Source organism: Candidatus Bathyarchaeota archaeon (genome assembly GCA_023131225.1).
Lineage (GTDB): Archaea > Thermoproteota > Bathyarchaeia > Bathyarchaeales > SOJC01 > JAGLZW01.
Map to the genome: position 1 here is coordinate 1 of JAGLZW010000027.1, position 15,515 is coordinate 15,515.

Here is a 15,515-nt window from a genome sequence, read left to right on the forward strand (position 1 = left end):
GTATTGTGCTAGGAAGCAGTCGCTAAACTTGTTCAGATGAGCTGTGTCTCTGCTATGAAGGTAAATGTAGGGATGAGTATAGGCTGGATGTCTGTAAAGCTGGGTGAAAGCCATCTCAGGCCTATAAGCTGTGTAGAGAAGCTGCTTTAGCACAAGCATGTCTGCTGGAGCCGCAAAGGTCGCCATGCCTGCAGAAGTGCTTGTTACAGTGGCTAACCATGCTTTGGGATCGTTATCCAGTATTTCCTTGAAGGCATTTATGGCATTCATCTCATTAGAAGTAGGCTGGTTGGCAGGATTATTTGCCACGATGTTCCAGTATTCTAGGTTGAGAAAGGTTGTGGAAGCACCATATAGAACGACTATTCCAATTATTGCAACTGTAGCAACAGTTTTGATGTTGGCATGGATGGTTTTTTTCTTTAACCTATCGATTGAGAGCAGAATTGGGATTGGAGCAAGGGTTGCGAGGGATAGCTTTATGAACCATATGAATCTCTTCTCCGAATATCCGGCATCAAAGAAGTAGAGGTTTATTGTCGACACAAGTTTTCCAGCAATGAAAGTGAAGATCATGAAAGCTATGAAAAGCGTGAGCGCTTTGTAAGATTTCATATCTTGGGCAAGGTAATACAGGGCGATTATGGCTAGTACACCGTTTATGCCGAGCATTAGTGGGTACATGAACCAAGGAACCAAACCTATTGTGTCAACTTGCCAAGTGTGGAAGGATTCCGTAAGCGATGCCCATGACAGCAAGGCAACAGTATGCACAAAGAGGAGCGATAAAACTAATGTTTTTGATAACGTTTTGCCGCTGATTCCCAACGTAATTTTAAAAGGGGATAATCTTGGCCTAATGACTCGTCTAAATACTAGTGACAGAAGCAGAGCCAAGATGGGACTAAAGAGGGAGATTAATAGGGATAAGTTAAATATGAAACGTGCGGTGAGCAAGAAGAAAATATAGTAAATTATAATAGCAAACAAAAAGCCGATTATTGAAGATTTTATCGAGTCGTCAATCCTAAGATTTTCATTCCTCGATATCGCTCCATAAGCGGCTAGAAATAGGGCAAACACTACAGCTTCGGTTACGTGCGTAAGGTATAACGCGGCTATTATGATGGAGAACAGGGCAAGATATTTTGATGTTGGTATTTCTTTCTTTCGCATTAGAAAGATCGTTGCCATCAGCAACACCAAGGATACTGTAGCTGGAACATACCACAGTCCGAGGATCCCGTAGACAGTTCCGTTATAAGTCTTGTCTGCTGTAGTAGCCAAAAGCTGGAGTTGAGTTTGACCTATAGTTGAAAGTTTTAGCATGGCGAAGTGGAGCCATGCGAAGCCCCCGAAACTATTCGTAAACAAGACCCAGAACAACGTAGCTAATGTAGGCAGTCTAGCATCAAATTTTTTTAAGTATTGCTTCGCCATTATATAAAAAGCTAGCGGCAACATAAGATTTAATGTGACCAAAGCCGTTTGAGCAGATAACATCGATGGATTTGAGAGTGAAAGGAACAAGGATTGGTGAAGGTGAGCAAGCAGATAAACTGAACCTATGTAAAGGTCAGGCGTCCTGCTCAGAATAATACTGCTCCCGTAGTGACGCGATATGTCTGTTCCGGGGAGAAGAGCGAAGCGTGGATACATAAAGTAGAAAGAGAGAGCGTAAAAAACCATGGCGAGGAGGAGGGCTAAAGAGTAGATATTTTTTGAGAGGGATCTCGAGACACGGGGAGCTTCGTGTTTTTTATGTTTAAATGCTGAAATTAATCCTAGTACGATAAAAATGCTCAGCGCAAATAGAGTTCGTGCGTTTTCATCGATAGAAAAGGAAGCTAGGGTTATAAAACCGGTGAAGGTGTAGCTGAACAGGTATGATAAAACCACGGTTTCAAGTCTAGTGAAGTAGCGAGTTAGTCCGAAGATATTTAGCAAGGCGTAACCTGAAAGAAGGGATGTGCAGAGCAAAGCTAGGGCTAACTGTATTAATCCTCCTTGGACGCGCAATTTGTTAATAATTAACAGACTTGATGCAGAAACTATGAGGAATAAGTCGATTATCAAGCCAACATGCGTATTCTCTATTCTAATGTGCTTCACGGTTAGCTTAACATCATAACCGCTAACGATTAAATACAGAACGATAATTGTGAGTATTTCAAGTAGAAAAAGCGGGTATTTTATCCATGACCCTATTAGCCATAAAGTGAAGGATGAGAAAGCAGTTGCTACTGCAGCAACTATTATCAAGTTTCTCATAAATGGTTGCGCTTCAACTTTCTTCATCAATTCTCACTTCTAAACATCTTAACCAATTTCTCAAAGAGGGCTTCAGCTAATAATTCGTAGTTAAAGTATTTCTCGGCTGCTCTTCGCCCATTCTCCCCAAGTTTTTTAGCGAACTCTCTATCGCGGTAAAGTCTCTTAAGGTGAAGTTCGAACTCATTCCAGTCCCTAGCCACCAATCCACAGTTAAACGTTCTAATCATGTTGCCAGTTTCCTCGAGATCTGTTGAAATTATAGGTTTACCCGCAGCCATATAATCAAAGGGCTTGGAAAGCATCGTATAAGAGAAATGCAATCTATTTGGGTAAGGTATAATGCCTATATCTGAGTTAGAAAGTATATCTTTGACAAAGCTGGGCCAATCGTATGAACCCACGTAAACATAGTCCGGTAAATCCATTAGCTTTGCTCCTGCGATGTGTAGTTTTATCTCCATACCACATTCTCTTAAGTTTGTGACAGTTGACACAAGCTTATCGACGTCCTTGACTTTCATCGCCGAGCCAGAGTATAGCACCGTTAAGGGGCCTTCGGATTTCGGCGGATTGTAATCGATGTAGCTCACTAAGGAGCCAGTTGGCACTACAGAGATTTTCAATTTGCTAATCCCATAGATCGTTGCAATGTATTGCCTATAAGACTCGCTGAGTACAATGATGGATGAGGTCAGCTTTAGGGTTAATATATCCAGAAACCTGTGATAGAGTATCGGTAATATTGAGGGCTCTTTCTCTGAGAAGGCGTAATCCGCCTCTACTGGCGGATCAAGTATGTCAACAATTACTCTAACACGACCTACGCCAACCACCTTCAAAGCCAGAAGAGATAAAATGTACTCCAATACAGCTTGTATTCTTGGAACAGCGTAGGGATACGCCACGACTACGACTAAATATGACCTATTCTTTAAAGTGGTGGAGATAGCGCCTAACACGGCTTTAAGTATGTTTGACCTGCTTTTCAACGTCTTCCTTCGTGTGATAAACCTTAGACATCGATCAGCATGTGAGTACCAGAATATCTTTGATTCCGGTGAGCGGTTCAGTAAAGCCTTGACTAATGAACCGTATAGCCCTACATACCTGTAGCCAATTCCGCCTCTAATGCTTTTGGGCTCTATAGCGAAGTAGCTCGTTAAAATCATTAGATTTGGCGGCATGCTTAAAGAAACTTCTCTAGCAGCTTAAGGAACTCTTCAGCGATCTTGTTCCTGTCGAACTTTTCCTCAATGAGTAATCTCGCCCTTTTGCCTGCCATTTCTCTAAACGGTTTGTTTTTGTAGATTCTGTAAATCGCTTCCGCGAACCTCTTTTCATCCATAGGTGGAACTGTTAAGCCTACTTCATGCTCTTTTATCAGCTTGGCTAGTATCGAGTCATCGTAAACTGTGGCTACTACCGGCACTCCACATGCGCAATACTCAAAGAACTTGGCAGGGAGAGAGTTCCTCCAAAGGAGATTATCGTCATAGGGAACCAAGCCTACGTCAGCTCTAGCAATCAGCTTTGCCAATTTCACCTTGTCGTTTATTGCTCCCTTATACTCTATGTTGTTTGAGATACCCAGTTCAAGGGCCAAGTTGAGCACCTTCTGTACTTTACCTCCCCCAGCAATAACCAACTTAACATTGCTCAAGCCCTTGTCTACAAGCTTCTTTATTGTCTTAACTACCACATCCAAATTATAGTATCCTCCAATACCACCTGAGTAAAATATTGTGAAGCCTTCGTTCTCTCGCTTATTGCTTAATGGCTTAAACGTTCTTGTATCGGCTCCGTTCGGTACGAGCCTAACATTAGTTACTCCACGGCGCTTTAAAGACTTCAAGAAGTTTGGCGTCACAGCAGCAACTAGGTGACATTTTGCGTAAAGGCTTGCTATGAGCTTCTTTACTGCTGAATAGAAGGATTTCCCGATTCTAGAATTATTAAGGCTTATTGCGTAGTCTTCCCACTCGTCTCTGTAATCAACCACACACTTGGCCCCGACCAGTTTGCAGGCCATTAACGCCCCCAGCCCAACATCGCCGGAGGGGACAGAAACTATCACTACGTTTGGTTTTCTGGCTCTTAGGAAAAGCGTTGAAACCATGAAGGAAATAAAACTGTTTAATATGAAGATTAGCGGATGAGTTAGACACATGTTGAAGACAAGGTTGAAAAGGTTAACTTCACCCAGTTTTCTGACTCCTTTTTTTTGAAAGGATTTATAGCTGAATGCACCCAAAACCTCCACTGAGCGCGACTTCTTAGACCAAGCATTAGCAAAGAAGCCTATCCTAGTCCAACCAGCGCCGGGAAAAGGATTAGGAAAACCAAGGACAAATAAAACTTTCATGAACCATCCTCAAACATCACAGATTTACAGGTTTTTTCTTCAATTTTAAACTTGTTTCGATAGACTTTCCAAATAGAGATTGGTATAGTGTTAGGAATAAGGTGACCTCGAAGAAGTAAAGCACGTATTTTAATGACAATTCGAGTAACCATAATGTCATAGATGATGCAACAAATGCTAAGATTGCTAAGAATGTCAACGACAAAGTAACTTTCTTCATATCTTAAACATCCTCATGGTTTTTACGAGAAACTCCCAATGGTATCATATTTTTCGCTTTTAGCGAAACAGTTTATTATCGCTTTCAGCACATGGATGTATATAGCCCGGTTTAGCATAAGCTAGTCAAGATCTTCTCATATCTGTGAACCGCTGCTGTATAGGAATATTTGCTCTCAATGAGAGCACGCGCATCCTTTGTTATCTCTAGGAGCCTTGGATGGTTCAAAGCTCTTATTACACCTTTGGCGATAGATTCTGCATAATTGTCTTCTAATATAAATCCGGTTTTTTCATCCTTTATGATGTCTGGAATTCCACCGACAGGCGTTGCTAAAACTGGTGTGCCACATGCCATAGCCTCTAAAACTATGTTAGGTAGCCCTTCCTCATACGAGGGCAAGACAAGGAGCTTCATTTGATTAAGGTGGTATGCAACTCTATCCCTTGAAAGCCATCCTGTAAGGCTCACTTTATCACGTAACCCGCTTTTCTCTAGGCAGTCTTTAATTTTATAAAATAACGGTCCGTCCCCGCCTATCAGGAACTCTACGTCCGGCAGTTGCTTTAAAATCAAAGGTAGTGCATCAATGAAGTTAACTACTCCCTTCACAGGGACCAAGGAACTGATAAGTCCGACCAGCTGCTTTCTACTCTTTAGCTCTCTTTCTAATCTAAAACGGCTAGTGTCCACGTAGAAAGCACCATTAGATGAAACCTTACCCTTGTATCTACTAAATGGCCCACTTTCAATGATACCCTTTGCTTCTACAGCAATATGATCCACCAAGTGAAAAATCATCCTTTCCAAAACCCCAGCAACGAGAGGGAAAATGGCCCCACTCGCCCCTGATGGTTCATTCAGTTTCATCTCCCAGCTTTTTTGAATTCCATAATAAAATATAACTGTTTTCTTTCCGAATAATTTTGAGCAGAAAATGGGTAATAGATTAAGTTCTCCTCCAAGGTGAAAAAGCGCAATGTCAATTTCAGAAGATATTTGTACTAATTTAAGTGAAGTCCTTAGCTGGATTAGCAAGAATCTGAGGATTCTAATCCAAACTGGTCTCTTTTCACCATAGCTCTTAGGACATTTTATATTAATTACGCGAACCCGCCCACCAGTTCCCGCAAGAAAGTTTCCAGTGATTAGAAAAAGTTCACCGCACAAGGGCTCAAGTAGTCGCAAGGATTTTGTTACAAAACTTGCCCCTATTTTATTCCCGATAGGCAAAGTTATTAGCGCAACACTGGGCTTTTTATGCCGTGGCTTCATCAAATATCCCTTTCAACTAAGAATATCATGATTTAAACATCTTCCCTGCATGCGCCATCGATTCTTCTTCTACGCTTCTTTTTTTCAAAATGCTTTTCGCTAAATCGCCCATTACACTTTAGCACCAGCCATTACACTCCCGAGGAGATTGAGATATCGTGAAATGTATCTTTCTGCTGAAAACCACTTCTCGCATACTTCTCTTACCTTTTGTGGGGGGTAATTCTCCTTTTTATAGTTCATCAGGATTTTCCCTAGACTCTCCACATCCTCACTGCGGCAGATCAATCCTCTATCAAGCTTGCTTATTATTTCTGGTATGCCTCCTCTGTCAGAGCCTATCGTTGGAGTACCAACAGATAATGCCTCCATGATAACAGTAGGAGCAGGATCTTGATTGAGGGAGGGCACCACTAATGCCAAGGCATCTTGGTATAATGACCATAGCATCTCTTTATCCACCCATCCCAGAAAAAACACTTTGCCTTGTAGGTTGTGCCTTGCTACAAATCTCATCATACGGTTTTCCAAAGGCCCTCTTCCCACGATTATTAGCTTGGCGCTGATTTCATTGGAGTGTCTCCTGAAAGCTTCCAGTAGGTTCAAAACTCCTTTATGCATTCCCAAGGCCCCCGCGTACAGGAAGTAGTTTGAATATCCTGAGCTTTTTACTATTTGTTTGGGGTAGGGAACAAAATGAGGGATGCACTCTATCCGTGTATCTAGGTTTGCCGAAAGTATTTCCTTCACTTTCGTACTAGGGGTTAAAATAAGGTCGATATCACTAATTGCCTTTCTAAATCCTTTTAGGTATCTTCCCATTTGAGGTGGCTTCCTGGAGAGAATCGCGCAGGAAAAACAATTTTTTCTTATGTCACAAGGCCGGCGATTATTCTTTAGCAGATACCCTCTTTGACATATCAGCCAGTAACCATGAGCGGTATATATTGATAAGTAATCTCCCTGCTTCCTCAATATCTGATAACCGAAGAACATAGGACTATGGTGGTTCACCACATCTGGTCTTACATCACTGATAATCTTGCTAAACTGCTTGTTCACATATGGAGAGCTACCAAAAAAATAGGCAATCAATGAATCAACGATATTAAGCGGTGACCTTAATGTGTGAACATACAACCTGGGATGTTCCGATTCCCATTTAGCCACGATATCCTTCCAATCAGACGAAGGGGAACGGAGACCTTTTGCAGACGCATCCAGACTATGCATGATATGCACCTCGTGACCCCTTCGTGCTAGACCTGTTGCGATGGCATTAATAAGATCGCTGACGCATGAAATATCGGCGGCAGGGTAGTAAGTTGGTGTTGTTATTAAGAATGTTAGCTTTTTCATAGGCTCAATTCGCGAAGAGCTTTACGTCCACTAGTCTTTTCACATCGTAATAATAAGTTTTAAGCTCAAAGCCTCGGTCCGTTTTTTCCATTTATCTTCCTACGTGCGCGCGTTTTTCATAGTCCTTTCTTCCAAGCCCCGTAGCCCCCGCTTTTTTAACGGCAAGCATGCAATGGGCAAAATTTGGGACAAAATAGGCAAGGAAATTTGACAAGTAGGATATGAGATTAAAAACTATACTCTGCTGAAGAAAGGTTGATTTGCACATCTCGTTGTTCAAGCAACGTAAACCAGTTATTCCTCTAAGTTTATATCCTTTCTGTTCAAACTCAATCGGAGTCCAACCCGATTTTCCATGATGAAACCCAACAGGAGTAGATATTATAACCTGAATGCGTGCAATTTCTTCAATCTTATTCATTAACATTTCACTATCGTTCTTTGGTAGGTGTTCGATTAATTCTAAGCACAGAACTATGTCAAACGTCTTCTTTCGGATAGGTAGAAACCGTGCATCGCAGAGAATGTAGTCATCGTGAACTCTCATTTGGTGGCATTCCTTCAAGTGTGGCAAAAGCAAGTCTATACCTACTGTAGAGAACTTCTGATGTTTTCTTAGCCCCCTCATAGGAAGACCAATCCCACACCCTACGTCTAGGATTGTATGCGATTTTTGTTTGTCAAGTTTCTGCCAAACAACATTTATCCTTGAAAAAGGTAGATAAAAATACAAATTCTCTATTATTCTACGCACGCACAATTTTCGATCAGATCCTTCCTACCGACTTGTATGAATGCGCGCGTTTTTCATTCAACTTCCTACCTTAAGTTCTAAGAGGTCTTCGAACACATATAGGAAGATTCGTGAAGCCCTAGAAACAATATAGCGAGCAAGGATTTTAATCCAGAGATAATCAGCTTCTGTTTGATTACAGAAATTGAGGAGTTCAAGCTAGCTCTTTCATACCGACGATAGTCGATGTTATACCCTATCTCTTGAAGCATGAAAGAGACATCGCTATCGCGAAAATGGTGAGGGTGAGGGGCATCGACTAGACTTAGCGCCTTTCTAATTGCCCTCAAAATGTGAAATGTTTGCAGCCATAAGACTAGAGTGCCCCCTCTTTTTAGACATCTTTGCATTTCTTTTAATACGGCGAAAGGATTTTGAACATGGTCCAGAACATTAACGCATAACACTACATCAAAGGTTTCATCTTTAAAAGGCAAGTATTCACCCATGCCTCGAATGTTGTTAGTGCTATTTGGATAAAAGTGTCGTAATTCACCAGCGAGGGGATCGATTCCCAACCTTAATCCCGCTTGTCCAAGACCATGAATCGCTACTGCAGGACCACACCCCACTTCCAAGATGTTCTTATCATTAAAGAATTCAGAGCCTAACAGGAATTTTTGTGAGAAAAAATGACTATGAGTTCTCAGCTCTTCTAGCTTCCAGCTGTGGAAAGATGCATGTGCATGCGCGCGCTCTGCATTTTGTGCAGCTCTCCATCTTGCGTCTGAAGCGGAATCCATGTCATATCTCCGTAGCTTCATCAAATATCTTTTTTAGCGTCTCATTCCTCTTTTCAAGGGAAAACTTCCCAGTTTCAATTTCCTGCCTACCATCCCTTCCCATTCCTCTTCTCAGTTCCTTATCTTCTATCAAAATGCTCGTCTTTTCTACAAGTTCATCCACTACGTTAGGATCTATGGTTTTTATAATCCTCATAAATTTGGATGTGGGATTATAACTCCAGTTAGGAATAAAATTCTCTATGTAATATGGCGCTCTTTTAGACCTTTCAAGGACGAACCCCGTTTTGCCATTTTCAACCATTTCTGGGTTCGCCCAGACGTCGGTAGTTATCACTGGCAGTTCATAACTCATAGCGTCTAGAATGGCAAGGCCTGGAGTAGCATGTGAAGGAAAGAGGAAAATATCCGCCGATTTGAATTCTTGCTCTAATTGCTCCCAAGGGATCAGCCCCTCAATTAGTTTCAGTTTATCTACACTTCCGCATCTAGCTCTTATCGCCTTAGGGATGTCCGACCGTATCACTAGTTCCAAGTTCGAGTATTTTTTTCGAAGAATTAAGAAAGCCGCAAGGACTTCTTGTCCGCCTTTATATTCAAACTCTCCGGGAATGTTTGCTGAACCAACAAAAAGCAATTTAATTTTCTCTTTATGACCGTGCTCTTTCGTACAGTGTTTCTTAGGCACAGCGAGTCGGACAACCTCCACTTTATGAGCAAAACGCTCGCAATTGAGGTTATGTAGAACAGTTTTCTTGGCTGCCTCCGTCCAACAGATAATCTTCTTACAATATTCTGATGATAGAACCAGTTCTATGAGCCACTTACACCTCTTGAAGTGTTTGATATTATAGCCCGCAAGCTGAGTTACAAACTCTAGATCTACCACCCATGGTTCTTTACGGAAGACTAAATGCCCGGTAGCATAAGTTAGGTCTGTGCCCTTTGGCGGCTTTTTGAACTTCTCCAAATAAGCCTTGGCAAGATTCACTGGCACTATCTCACCCAAAGCCTTCTCCTGAAAGGAATAAATCGCGTCTACCTTACTTGCAACACTAGAAACTTTGTCCCAGCTCGAGCCTAGAGTGACGAACTGATACCCCGAGGGCGGATGCAGTATCAACTCTTTATAGAGTGAGTGCATCCTTCCAGCAACATCCAGATAAACCGTTCTCACTTTATTTGGCTTGCCTCTCTCTTATCAACCAACTTGGCAACGAGTCATGAAAAGATTGTGGCATCCGACCATGCAACAACCCTTTCAGTACATGAGCTAAACTATCATCCACCAAATGGATACACCTGTTGGCCTGCATTTGCTCTTCACTCGAACCATTGGAGAAGGGACTTCAATTTCAATGCCATTTTAGGTGATATAAAGTGGAAGAATGGCCCGACAAAACAAGACACGATTGAGAGAGGACTATGATACCCCCATTTGGTGAGCCCCAGAATTTTTGCCTTTGCATAGCTAGTTCTTGTCGGTCTCCATCTTCTCCCTCTTACTATGGAGTCATTTGTTTCTCTAAGCCGCAAAACAAATCTAGGCAAATTGATGCAGTCATAACCTAGAGAGACTATTCGCATCCATAGCTCATAATCTTCCGCACCCCATAATTTGGGATTGTAAAGACCTGTATGAGCAAGAATTGATCTCTTGAATGTCACTGAGCTATGAATAAAAGGATTATGTACCATTATCATTCTTTTTATAGTTTCGGTGTCTGTTGGAGGGGTCAACCTTCCCAAAATTCCTCCCTCCTCATCGATAACGTGCGCCCATCCTCCAACAAAATCTACTTTCTCTTTTTCCATAGCCTCAATCTGTAATTCCAATCTATGCGGCAGACTAACGTCATCTCCATCCATTCTGGCAATATACTTCCCCCTTGACGCTAGAATACCCGCATTTAGCGCTTCTACGAAACCTCCTCGGCCTTCATTGACTATTATGCGCAAACGTCTATCGGTCTTAAATTCTTCAAGGGCGTCAAACATCGACTTGTCAAGCGACATCCCGTCAACATCTACAATCAGTAGTAACTCCAAGCTTGCCAAAGTCTGTCTTAGCACACTCGCGACACTTTGCTTCAAAAATGCAGGGTTACATTTGAAAACTGGCATTACAACAGAAACTAAAGGCTTTTCCGTTTTAATCAATGTCTAGCTTGCTCTTTGCACACGCATACTTTTGGCAAATCGGTACCATTTAACTGTTCTTTTGAGCCCTTCTTTGAAATCGGTTTTGCCTTCAAAGCCAAATTCTTCTTCAGCTTTGCTGGTTTCAAGACATCTCCTCGGTTGCCCGTCCGGCTTTGAAGGGTCCCATACAATTTTCCCTTTGTACTCAGTAAGCTCCGCTATTAAATCGACAAGCTCTTTTATTATGATCTCCTTACCTGCCCCTAGATTCACAGGGGCTGGTTTGTTATATTTCTCAGTTGCTAAAAGAATGCCTTCAGCAGCGTCTTCCACATACAAAAACTCTCTAGAAACTTTTCCCGTACCCCAAACGACAACTTCGTTTCTACCCTCTAACTTCGCATCTACCATCTTCTTTATGAGCGCCGGGATCACATGTGACTGTTCAGGGTCAAAATTATCTCTCGGACCATACAAATTAACTGGCAACAGAAAAATAGCATTAAAACCATATTGCCATCTGTAGGCTTGAGCCTGAACTAGTAGAATTTTCTTAGCAATACCATAGGGCGCATTTGTTTCTTCTGGATACCCATTCCACAAGTCTTCCTCTTTAAAGGGAACGGGAGTGTACTTCGGATATGCACACACTGTTCCTATTGCAACAAATTTTTGTACTCCTTCCTGTCTAGCAGCTTCCATTAACTGAATCCCCATTATGGCATTATCATAAAACAAAGTTGCAGGATACTTCTTGTTAAATCCTATACCGCCAACTTTAGCTGCCAAATGAATAACAACATCTACATCATTAACAGCTTTTACACAGTTTTCCCACTTTCTCAGATCTACGTCTTTACTTCTTGGAACCTTAATATTTCCAAGATTTACTTCCCTTTCCTTTATCAGCTTCTCAACTATGAAGGAACCTAAGAATCCAGCTCCACCAGTGACCAATATCTTCTTATCATCCCAAAATCCCGTCCTAATCCACCTTCCACCATCTATTCGGAAACTTCTTCTCAACGATTTTGTCTCCCTTTCCGACGGGTTCTAAACCCAATTTACGCATATCAGCATCTATCATTATTTTAACTAATTCTTCGAATTTAATCTTCGGCGCCCAACCCAGTTTTTTCCTTGCCTTCCCTGCATCAGCCACCAACTCTTCAGTCTCAGTAGGTCTAAAATACCGCGGATCAATCTTTACGTACTTCTCAAAGGGCAAATCAACATAAGAGAAAGCTTGCTCAACAAACTCTCTCACCGAATGAGCCTCACCAGTTCCTAACACAAAATCTTCCGGCGGGTTAATCTGCAATATCTTCCACATCGCCTCCACATACTCTGGAGCATACCCCCAATCCCGTCTCGCATCAAGATTCCCCAGATAAAGAAAACTCTGCTTCTTAGCCAAAATGTTCGCTATAGCCCTGGTTACTTTTCTCGTTACAAAAGTTTCACCTCTCCGGGGAGACTCGTGATTAAACAAAATTCCATTACACGCAAACAGATTGTAGCCCTCCCTATAATTCACAGTCATCCAATACGCATAGAGCTTAGCACTAGCATAAGGACTCCTAGGCCTAAAAGCCGTTTCCTCACTCTGGGGAGATGGAGCATCTCCAAACATCTCACTACTAGAAGCCTGATAAAACTTAACGCTGTTTCCGCTTCTTTTGATAGCCTCCAAAATCCTAGTAGTGCCCAAACCAGTAACATTCCCAGTATACTCCGGAATATCAAAACTCACCCTAACATGGCTCTGAGCCCCCAAATGATACACCTCATCAGGCTTAACATTATAAATTATGTTCGCTATCTGCTCAGAATCAGAAAGGTCCCCATGAGAAAGAAAAAGTCTCGCACTCGGCTCATGAGGATCCACATAAATATGATCTATCCTCGAAGTATTGAAAGTACTGGCCCTCCTAATGATTCCATGCACCTCATAGCCCTTCGAAAGCAAAAGTTCTGCCAGATACGAACCATCCTGCCCAGTTATTCCAGTAACAAGCGCTTTTTTCAACGAATTCTTCCTACGCACAGTTTTCGAAAAGACCACTCGACTTATGCAAATTTCTCAGCACCTGAACTATTCCCAGCCAGCTTCACCGTGACCACACGCACAGTAGAGTGGCTCTCTATGAAAGTGTCACAGTCAATAACCAAGACCCTTGAAAAACCAGTCAAAACATTTACCCGTAAACCTTTTTTCTCAGGTCAACATCATGGAAGATGACAGTTTTCTCTTTCTCGACAAATTCGTAGACGATTCTATATTTTCCAATCCTCAGCCTCCATAAACCTTTAAGAGGTCCCACTAACGGAACTCCAGCGTGAGGGTTCATGAGGATTTCCCGGAGCGCTTCCACAACTCTGGGTTTAACGAGGCTTGGTAGCCTCCTATGTTTTTTAAGGAAAATTCTTGAGAACCTAGCTTTGTACGGCATCTTATTCTAAAACTTTCTCTAAATCCTTTATGGAACATTCAACATATTCGCCTTTAGCGACTTCCTCTCTACTCTTCCGGATAGTCTTCAACGCTTCTTTATCTGCAAGCGTCTCTAACGTAGCCAAGATCTGCTCCACTTTAAAATATGCGCTCATCATTTCCTCAAAGAGTTCTTTGGGAACCAGAACCCCTCTCTTCGTGAACTTAACTTTTATCTCCACCAATCAACACCTGCAAATTATGTCTCTCTAAAAGATTTAAACCTTCCACAATTCCGAAAAGCATTTTCATAGTTGACTGTCAAGAACCGAATGAACACCATATTTTTTGCTTTCAACCATATACGACTTGTCAACGAACACATTTGTTCTCAGCAAATTAACTATTCTTTCTGCAGCCTTACCATCGCCAAACGGGTTCTCCCAGCTGTTGTTGCCACTAAGCATTAACTTTGTCTTCGCCACAATCTCGTAAGGGTCTGTTCCAGCTAGCACGTTAGCTCCAACCTCCAAAGTCTCAGGCCTCTCAGTATTATACCTCAACGTAACACATGGAACCCCTAGAACACACGCTTCTTCCTGCACCCCGCCCGAATCCGTTAAGACAAGTTTAGCATTGCTTTCAAGCTGCAAAAAGCCCAAATAATCCAAAGGCTCAACAAGCATAACCCCATTCGCTTCCACATCAAATGCCTTAAGCTGCTTCTTAGCCCTAGGATGAATCGGATAGACAACCTTGAAACCAAACTCTTCCTGCACCAATTCCAAACCCTTCAGAATCCCCCGAAACCTCTTCTCGTCATCAACATTCTCTTGACGATGAACCGTAACCAAAAAGTAGCCCTCATCATCAATACCCAAATGACTAAGAATGCCACCTTTCCTCTTCGAGATCTCCAAATTCTGAAAAACAGCATCAACAACCGTGTTACCAGTCACAAAAACCTTGTCCCCAGAAATCCCCTCACCGAGCAATATCTGCCTAGACTTCTCAGTAGGCGCAAACAGCAAATCTGAACAATGATCTGCTAGGACTCTGTTGATTTCCTCAGGCATCTCCCGGTCATAACTTCTCAAACCAGCCTCCACATGCCCAACCTTAACGCCAAGCTTAGTCGCAGCTAAGGCGCCAGCAAGAACAGTGTTAGTGTCACCTTCAACCAAAACACAGTCCGGCTCCTCCTCGCGAAGAACCCTCTCAATCCCCATCAGCATCCTCCCAGTCTGCTCCCCATGAGTCCCCGACCCCACATCAAGATTGTACTCTGCCTCAGGCAATTCAAGCTGCTCAAAGAAAACCCGATCCATATTATACGAATAATGCTGCCCCGTATGAAGAACAAAATAATCCAAGCCTAAACGTTCACATTCACGAATAACCGGAGACAACTTAATAATCTCAGGACGAGTGCCCAGAACGATAGAAATCTTCATTCTTCATCTCTTGTTTCAGGAGCGTATGCTCCATCCCAAGGCTTTGCACATTTGCGCGCCCATTTAATGTGCATAATTTCAGTTAACCCTCTCTTGTCACGTTTTCCAGCTCTCTATGCGTTATGACAACGTCTAAGGAGTAGCCTTTCTCAGAGAGAAAACGCCTAAAGGCCTCATCAAGGGTCATGAGGTATGCTTGTGTTTTCACCGCGTGGGCATAAGCCATATCGTCCATTATGTCTCTGTGGCCTCTCATCCAAAGCTCTGCGGCAAGCTCCAGTCCATTCGGCTCAGGAAGCTCTACAGCAACGCCCAAGCCCGCTAAAAGAGCTCTAAACCCGTCTACAGCTTCTTTGGGAAGACCTTTCAACCCCCTCTTCGAGGCTTCCTTGGCAGCTTTTGCCACAAGCTCCACCAACAAAGGCGCAGGATAACAGTACTCTACGCTTTCCCTGAACT

15 protein-coding genes are annotated in these 15,515 nt (G+C 42.5%); all 15 read right to left on the reverse strand.

Translation table 11 applies throughout. The annotated features are described in order from the left end of the window. Positions 1 to 2,298 (reverse strand): hypothetical protein (locus tag KAU88_06995; protein ID MCK4478257.1); only part of this gene is annotated, 2,298 nt, incomplete at its 3' end. Next, the gene (locus tag KAU88_07000; protein MCK4478258.1) at positions 2,298 to 3,458 is read right to left on the reverse strand and encodes a glycosyltransferase; all 1,161 of its coding nucleotides are present in this window, start codon (positions 3,456 to 3,458) and stop codon (positions 2,298 to 2,300) included. The genes KAU88_07000 and KAU88_06995, both read right to left, overlap by 1 nt. A 2-nt stretch (positions 3,459 to 3,460) precedes the next feature. Beyond that, entirely contained in the window at positions 3,461 to 4,636 is a 1,176-nt protein-coding gene (locus tag KAU88_07005; GenBank protein ID MCK4478259.1) for a glycosyltransferase family 4 protein, read from the reverse strand. A gap of 331 nt (positions 4,637 to 4,967) precedes the next feature. Then, a complete protein-coding gene (locus KAU88_07010; GenBank protein ID MCK4478260.1) occupies positions 4,968 to 6,131 on the reverse strand; it encodes a glycosyltransferase family 4 protein in 1,164 nt (387 codons plus the stop codon). Positions 6,132 to 6,242: 111 nt separating this feature from the next. After that, on the reverse strand, positions 6,243 to 7,490 hold the full coding sequence (locus KAU88_07015; GenBank protein MCK4478261.1) for a glycosyltransferase: 1,248 nt from the start codon (positions 7,488 to 7,490) through the stop codon (positions 6,243 to 6,245). Between the two features lie 91 nt (positions 7,491 to 7,581). After that, positions 7,582 to 8,244, reverse strand: a complete 663-nt coding sequence (locus KAU88_07020) for a class I SAM-dependent methyltransferase (protein ID MCK4478262.1) — start codon at positions 8,242 to 8,244, stop codon at positions 7,582 to 7,584. Between the two features lie 77 nt (positions 8,245 to 8,321). Further along, the gene (locus KAU88_07025) at positions 8,322 to 9,026 is read right to left on the reverse strand and encodes a class I SAM-dependent methyltransferase (protein ID MCK4478263.1); all 705 of its coding nucleotides are present in this window, start codon (positions 9,024 to 9,026) and stop codon (positions 8,322 to 8,324) included. Position 9,027: 1 nt separating this feature from the next. After that, positions 9,028 to 10,203, reverse strand: coding sequence for a glycosyltransferase family 4 protein (locus KAU88_07030; GenBank protein ID MCK4478264.1), 1,176 nt, complete (start codon positions 10,201 to 10,203; stop codon positions 9,028 to 9,030). A 146-nt stretch (positions 10,204 to 10,349) separates the two neighbouring features. Beyond that, positions 10,350 to 11,186 carry a glycosyltransferase gene (locus KAU88_07035; protein MCK4478265.1) on the reverse strand — a complete coding sequence of 279 codons (837 nt, stop codon included), beginning with the start codon at positions 11,184 to 11,186 and terminating at the stop codon, positions 10,350 to 10,352. Positions 11,187 to 11,189: 3 nt separating this feature from the next. After that, positions 11,190 to 12,158, reverse strand: a complete 969-nt coding sequence (locus tag KAU88_07040) for a GDP-L-fucose synthase (GenBank protein ID MCK4478266.1) — start codon at positions 12,156 to 12,158, stop codon at positions 11,190 to 11,192. Continuing rightward, entirely contained in the window at positions 12,154 to 13,197 is a 1,044-nt protein-coding gene (gmd, locus tag KAU88_07045) for a GDP-mannose 4,6-dehydratase (protein MCK4478267.1), read from the reverse strand. Before gmd ends, KAU88_07040 begins: the two co-directional genes overlap by 5 nt. Before the next feature lie 169 nt (positions 13,198 to 13,366). Beyond that, on the reverse strand, positions 13,367 to 13,621 hold the full coding sequence (locus tag KAU88_07050) for a type II toxin-antitoxin system RelE/ParE family toxin (GenBank protein MCK4478268.1): 255 nt from the start codon (positions 13,619 to 13,621) through the stop codon (positions 13,367 to 13,369). Position 13,622: 1 nt separating this feature from the next. Beyond that, complete coding sequence (locus KAU88_07055; protein ID MCK4478269.1) at positions 13,623 to 13,844, reverse strand: hypothetical protein; 222 nt, start codon at positions 13,842 to 13,844, stop codon at positions 13,623 to 13,625. 66 nt (positions 13,845 to 13,910) lie between these two features. Further along, positions 13,911 to 15,056, reverse strand: coding sequence for a UDP-N-acetylglucosamine 2-epimerase (non-hydrolyzing) (wecB, locus tag KAU88_07060; GenBank protein ID MCK4478270.1), 1,146 nt, complete (start codon positions 15,054 to 15,056; stop codon positions 13,911 to 13,913). A gap of 82 nt (positions 15,057 to 15,138) precedes the next feature. Then, positions 15,139 to 15,515 (reverse strand): hypothetical protein (locus tag KAU88_07065; GenBank protein ID MCK4478271.1); only part of this gene is annotated, 377 nt, incomplete at its 5' end.